The organism is Peribacillus sp. CSMR9 (assembly GCF_033141925.1).
GTDB lineage: Bacteria > Bacillota > Bacilli > Bacillales > DSM-1321 > Peribacillus > Peribacillus simplex_A.
This window is the reverse complement of sequence record NZ_JAOPHO010000113.1, coordinates 1-6890: the sequence shown is the minus strand read 5'-3', so window position 1 is coordinate 6890 and position 6890 is coordinate 1. Positions and strand designations below refer to the sequence as shown.

The following is a 6890-nucleotide window of genomic DNA, read 5'->3' as shown; positions in this document are numbered from 1 at the left end:
ATACCATGTGGTTTGAAATCCTGCGAATAAGCGAGTATTCGTGAGCATTATCTATTAAACTGAGGGAGTTCATTAAGCAAAAAGGTCACCAAATGGCAGCCCCGGAAAACTGCAGTAATAATATACGTGCAAAATAGCACTTAAAATAAGTGCAAATTATCACCTAAAGTAACACAATTCCGTTAAGTTATGATACCAACTTAGTTAAAATAAAAACACCCCATTTCTGGGGTGGACATCTCTTGGTCATATGTTCTTTAGTTCTTTAACGAGTTTCTTCTATTTTACTCATTCTCCTATTTTAAGGTAACTACCAGAACGGTCGTTTTACCGGCTACAGATTGTCCACTATAGTGATACTCTAAATGTGTCACAATGTCTCCATTGGTAATGATCATCGGTGTAATAGTACTTGATGCTTTTTCCTTTACCAATTCAAGGCTGTAGGTGACCAATATGTCTCCTGCTTTAACCTGGTCACCTTCTGCCACACAAACGGAAAACCCTTCTCCTTTCATGTTAACCGTGTCCAATCCAATATGAATCAATATTTCCAGCCCTTCTGCCGTTTCCAATGCAATGGCATGCTTCGTCGGGAAGACATTGATGACTTTTGCATCAGCCGGCGCCACTACCTTCCCTTCGATAGGAAAGAAAGCAATACCATCTCCCATCATTTTCTGTGAAAAAACTGGATCCGGTACATCTTCAAGCTTTAAAATTTCTCCTTCAATTGGCGATACTAATTTTATTTCCGAAATTTTTGTTTTTTTTCCAAATAAGTTTTTTAACAAGGTAATACCTCCAATTATTTTTAATATTCTGGCTGAACAGCAAATTTCTTAAGCAATCACTTTTTTGATTTATTCTTTTAGCTGGTCTGATTTCGGTCCAAAAATTGCCTAGATGTTATTTCCTACCTCCAAAACGCCCGCAGCTCCAAGGACTTTTAATAGGTCCTTATCAACTTAGCAAGCCAATCGGTCGGTACTTTTCCGTTTAGGGCAGGCGCCATTATTGATCGATTTGCTGCAGTTGATAAATCGCTTCTTTGGCCGGAATGGAAGAGATTGCTCCTTTTCCAGTCGTAGTAAGAGCGCCACTAGCGTTTGCAAAGCTTAGGATTTCTTGGTGATGAAGTTCAAGAACTTCTTCCAGATTTCCTTGCCGAACGTCTTTTTCTAATAACTGATACAGCAAGCCTCCGATAAATGCATCCCCAGCCCCTGTTGTATCCTGTACGCCGACGCGATACCCGGTTGATTCGTATTTTTTACCTCTTACATATAATTCGGCACCTTGAGCTCCTTTTGTATAAATTACTGCTTTAACAGCACCAGTAAATAACGAAGAAACTGCTTTTTCTTTGTCAGTAATCCCGGTAATAAACTCAAGCTCTTCATCAGAAATTTTCACAATATGAACCATTGGAACAAACTCTAAAATCGTTTTCCGGCATTCTTCAGGATCAGTCCAAAGCGGAAGGCGGACATTTGGGTCAAAGCTGATGATTCCGCCTTTTGCTTTTAGAGAAGTAATGGCTTTCACATGCGCATGCTTCATAGGACTTTCCACTAAATCGACTGAACAGAAGTGGAGGAGGTCGCCGTTTGCAAACCAGCTATCGTTAATTTCAGTCTCATGAAGCAGCAAATCTGCAGAAGGATTGCGGTAGAAAGAGAAATCACGTTCACCATTTTCAAGCAAAGATACAAAAGCAAGGCCTGTGTTGGCTTCATTCGTTCTCGTAATTTTATCTATTTTCACGCCGGCTTGCTGCAATTGTTCTAAAAGAAAGTCCCCAAATGAATCCATTCCGAGCTTAGTAATTATCGATGCATTGCCGCCATTTCTGGCAACTGATACAGCAACATTCGCTGGAGCGCCTCCTGGAGCACGCTCGAATTCCATTACATCTTTTAGTGCGATTCCTTTTTGAAGGGGGATAAAATCAATTAATACTTCACCGATTGCATATAAATTTCTCATACCTTACCTCTCGCTTTCATACATAACTCCATTTTTTTGCTTGAAAAGTGGTGCTTCCAGATAATGCAAAGAAACGAATTTCATTTCTGTTTTCACGAGGGAAAATCCGGCTCGTGAATACTTCTTCACCGTCATTGATGAAAATCTCAACAGAAGAGGTATCTACAAATAAATGAAACTTAATTTTTTTGGTATTCACAAAGCATTTTCGGATTGTTCCATAAGCTTCTCCAACGGTCTCACCTGAAGAAGAGCGGTCAAGAATGACTTTTTTCTCTACAGTATCATATTTAATGACCGTTTTTTCATCATCACCGGCCCTGAATTCAATACCAAATTCAACGGCATCGTTGTTTTCAAATTCACATACCATTTCATAGGATACTCCTTTGAATTCTTCATACATGTTCTTGGTGTTCTTCAAAACACCTTTTACTTCAGTTTCCTGCCTGCGTAGCGCTTGAAGTTCCTGCACTGGCCGCTGAATCAGTTTGCCGTTTCGAACAGATAATTCTCTTGGCAGTGTTAAACAATGCGCCCAGCCATTTTTGTCTGTGGGTAGGTCGATTTCAGGCAAGCCCATCCATCCGACAAGGATACGCCTTCCGTCAGGATTAACCATTGTTTGCGGCGCATAAAAATCAAAGCCTCTGTCAAGCTCCTGAAAAGAGCCATGTGATAATGAGTGGGTTATTGTATCTAGCTTGCTGCCAATAACATAACCGGATTGATAAATATTGTGGTAAAGGTCTCCCTTGGGCTCCAAACCTTGTGGAGAAAACATCAGTACACCATAGTTTTGCAGTTCAAAATAATCTGGGCATTCCCACATATATCCAAAAGTTCCAAGGTCAGTTTGTAACTCTCCTTCAAATGTCCAGTTTACTAGATTGGAGGAACGATATAGGACGACACATCCTGTTTTGTCTTTCCGCTGTGCACCGATTACTGCATAAAAGGTATCATTTTCTCTCCAAACTTTCGGGTCGCGGAAATGATTAGTATATCCTTCTGGTACGTCCCGAATGAATGGATGGGTCAATTTTTCAATTTGTCCCGTTTTCTCCATGATGGCGATACATTGATAGGGATGTCTTTGCCAATTCTCATCACGGGTGTTGCCGGTATAAAATAAATATAGTTTTCCTTCATATTCAATAGCACTTCCGGAATAGGCTCCATGGCTGTCATAATAATCATCCGGTGCGATCCCGATGCCGGCATTTTCCCAAGAAACAAGATCTTTTGATTTCGTATGATACCAATACTTCAACCCATGTACAGGACCAAGTGGAAACCATTGGTAGAATAAATGGTACTCGCCATGATAAAAAGAGAAGCCATTAGGGTCATTAAGTAGGCCGGATAAAGGCTGTATATGAAAGGTTTGTCGCCATGTGCATTCATTTACTCTTGTTTGCAAATTTTGCAGCTCTACCTGATTAACATCTTCAACGCGGCGATAACGCTGTTCTTTTGTCCAGCCCATGTGATCAGACTCCTTTAAAAAATCAGATGACTGTTCCTTGTTTCGAACAGCCCTTTTCATATTAATAAATTAGGCTGCTTCTTTTCGAGAAAGGGCAGCAACTTTTTTATCTGTCCGATTTGCTAAACTGAATGTTGCGATAAAGGCAACAGCAAAGGAAATGGCCATACCAATTATATAAAAGATAATTGTATCTGTTTTTATGGAAATAATCCCTGGTAGACCTGCAGCGCCAAGTGCAATCGCCTTTACTTTGAAGAAGGTGACGAAAGCAGAAGCCACTCCTGAACCTATAATTGCTCCAATAAATGGATACTTCAGTTTTAAGTTAACACCGAACATTGCAGGTTCTGAAATCCCTAAAAGAGCCGAAATACCCGCTGCAGATGCCGTACCTTTTGTTTTTTTATCTTTCGTAATGAAGGTAACTGCAAGGGTTGCTGCACCTTGAGCAATATTGGACATTGCTGCAATTACGAAAATAAAAGAGCCCCCAGTTTTTGAAATATCAGAAAGTAATTGTGTTTCTACAGCAATAAAGCTATGATGCATACCTGTGATAACGATTGGTGCGTAAAGAAGTCCAAATATAGCTCCTCCGATAAAACCAGTTCCATCATATAAGAAGATGAGACCGTCTGTTAATAAGTTCCCTGTAGCACGAGTAATCGGTCCTACTACTGTGAACGTTAAGATACCAGTAATAAAAATTGTCAATAATGGTGTTAGAATATTGTCTAGTGCGGAAGGAATGACTTTTCGCAAATACGTTTCTATTTTTGCTAAAATAAAGGAAGCAACAAGTACTGGCAACACAGTGCCTTGATATCCGATTTTTTCAATTTCAAATCCGAGAATATTCCAGACCTGAATTTCACCGCTTACTAAGGCTCCTCCGTATCCCCAACCATTCAATAAGTCAGGGTGAACCATTAGCATTCCAAGTGTAGCACCCAGATAAGGATTTCCGCCAAACCGCTGTGTGGCAGAGAAACCGATTAAGATTGGAAGGAATACAAATGCTGCGTTGGCAAATGTATTAATTAGAGCTGCTAAATCTGCGAATCCCGGGTTAGCTTCGACAATGGATTGCCCTGCGATAAATAAGTCAGGTGCTGTGAGCAAGTTGTTAATCCCCATCAATAGACCGCCGGCAACAATTGCAGGAATAATAGGAACAAAAATATCAGAAAGCATTTTTACAAAGCGCTGAAGCGGATTCATTTTCTTCGAACCAGCATCTTTTACATCTTTCGTCGACATTTCAGTAAGTCCAGTTAGCTTTGAAAACTCTTTGTATACTTCATTAACAGTTCCCGCACCGATAATAATCTGGTATTGTCCTCCAGTTGAATATGTTCCCTTTACTGCATCCATCTCATCTAGTTTTGCTTGATCGACTTTATCTTCATCATGTAAAGCTAAGCGGAGCCGAGTCGCACAGTGTGCTGCAGCTGCCACATTTTCTTTCCCGCCGATTGCCTCCAATATTTCCTGGGATACTTCTTTATAATTCATAATGATCCTCCTTTTAAACGTTTATAAACGCTGACTTGGAACCGGTTCCGTTTGAATCCAAAAAAATATATGAATATATTAAGCAACGGAACCGGTTCCAGCATAAACCAAAAAAATATAATATCAACAAGTTGATTCACAGAAACCGGTTACATTTTAGAAGGGAAATATTTGGTAACCGATTTCATTTTGATTATAATCGGTGTAGTAAACGATTGTCAACGCTTTCTCTTTCAATAATTTTATATTTTGATAGAGATAATTTTGGTAATTCTTCCCCGTTAACAAGCTTTACGATACTTTTAGCTGCCATTTGTCCTGCTTCTTTGTAGTAAAATTTCGCTGTAGTTATGCCTGGGTGTATCATCTCTGTTACTTCATAACCTCCAAATCCAGTGATCGACAAGTCTTCTGGGATTTTTAAACCTCTTAAATAAGCTGCTTTCAAAGCACCAATCGCTATATTATCAGTTGCACATACGATAATAGAGGGAGTGAATTCCTCAATAATAGAGGGGACATTGATTAATGCATCTGTTATGCTGAAGCTTGTTTCATAATACCTTACTTCACAGTCTGATTTTTCATCTATCGCCCGCTGAAATCCTTTTTTTCGCATGACTCCTACAGCAATATCTTTTCCTGTTACGCCCAAAAAAGCAATCTTACGGTGACCTTTTTCCAGCACATGTTTTCCGAGATCATATGCTGCTTCATAATCATTGTGTATGATGCTGTGAATTGTTTCATGCTGCTGACCAACCAGTAAAACGGGCAAGTACAGCTCTTTGAAGGCCTCTAAATGGGCGTCTGTAACTTGGGATGGAAGCAAAATCATTCCCGCAACCTTTTGCTTAGCCAGTGTGTAAATATTTTCAATTTCCCGATCTAAATCCTGACCGGTATTTGAGATCAGCATTTGATAATTTAGTTCTCTTAATTGTTCATCAATGCCAATTAACGTATGAGAAGAAGCATACGAATCAAGTCTCGGTACGATGGTACCGATTATATTAGTTTTCTTTGCTTTTAAACTTTGAGCGAAGGCATTAGGAGCGTAGCTGGTTTCATTTATCACACGTTCGATTTTATTTTTCGTTGCCTCACTAACAGAACCATTATTTAGATAACGTGAAACTGTACTCTTAGCAACTCCGGCAAGCTTCGCGATATCAGTAATTGTAACCAAAGCATTCATCTCCGTCTTTATATGGATTTATTTATTATACACCAATATGTTTAGTAAATTAAGAGGTGAATATAGTTGATTATTTAAACATTAAATTTTACAACGTTATCATTGCAAATTTTAATGTAAACGCATTCACGTCCAAGTAGGAGGTGTAAAATATGGAAATTAGTAAAGAGGTTACATTTATACAATGATAAATAGAACTAACCATTAAGAGAGAAAAAATCCTTTCTTTTCTATTTAGCTCTCTTCCTAAATGGGTATAGCACTCCATCAACCCAATTACGAAACATTTCGTATACTTCCTGATTAGTTTTAACATTACCAAGAAATACACCCATAAGTTCATTATAATAGTATTCTTTATCACTAAATAACGCTTGAAACTCCTTATCATCTGCGAAATCATTAAAAAACAAGTCCATTGAACTGTCTTTTCTTACCCAAGCAATTGCTTCTATATATGGAGTGAACTCATATTTCCAATTATCTACATGAAGGTGATTACCAGTATAGTTTTCATCATTAAAATAATCTTGATTATTCATTGACTTACCCCCGAAAACTCAACTATTAGCAGAATTATACCATAGGACTTATTGTTCTAATCTGCTCCGATAGTTTAATAATCGAGTAGGGGGAAAATAAGTTTATTTTCGCCCCTCTCACAACACCGTACGTACGGTTCGCGTATACGGCGTT

Annotated in this window: 6 protein-coding genes; all 6 read right to left on the bottom strand. The window is 38.8% G+C overall.

Annotated features, from left to right (window positions below; translation table 11 throughout):
* Positions 1-296 precede the first annotated feature (296 nt).
* Positions 297-794 carry a PTS sugar transporter subunit IIA gene (locus tag N9I19_RS23525; RefSeq protein ID WP_054397421.1) on the bottom strand — a complete coding sequence of 166 codons (498 nt, stop codon included), beginning with the start codon at positions 792-794 and terminating at the stop codon, positions 297-299.
* A gap of 220 nt (positions 795-1014) precedes the next feature.
* Entirely contained in the window at positions 1015-1989 is a 975-nt protein-coding gene (locus N9I19_RS23520; RefSeq protein WP_317779160.1) for a carbohydrate kinase family protein, read from the bottom strand.
* A gap of 16 nt (positions 1990-2005) precedes the next feature.
* Positions 2006-3478 carry a sucrose-6-phosphate hydrolase gene (locus N9I19_RS23515; RefSeq protein ID WP_034314995.1) on the bottom strand — a complete coding sequence of 491 codons (1473 nt, stop codon included), beginning with the start codon at positions 3476-3478 and terminating at the stop codon, positions 2006-2008.
* Positions 3479-3547: 69 nt separating this feature from the next.
* Positions 3548-4996, bottom strand: coding sequence for a sucrose-specific PTS transporter subunit IIBC (locus N9I19_RS23510; RefSeq protein ID WP_061462524.1), 1449 nt, complete (start codon positions 4994-4996; stop codon positions 3548-3550).
* Between the two features lie 193 nt (positions 4997-5189).
* Entirely contained in the window at positions 5190-6185 is a 996-nt protein-coding gene (locus N9I19_RS23505) for a LacI family DNA-binding transcriptional regulator (RefSeq protein WP_317779159.1), read from the bottom strand.
* Positions 6186-6424: 239 nt separating this feature from the next.
* Positions 6425-6736, bottom strand: a complete 312-nt coding sequence (locus N9I19_RS23500) for a hypothetical protein (protein WP_230162688.1) — start codon at positions 6734-6736, stop codon at positions 6425-6427.
* Between the last annotated feature and the right edge of the window lie 154 nt (positions 6737-6890).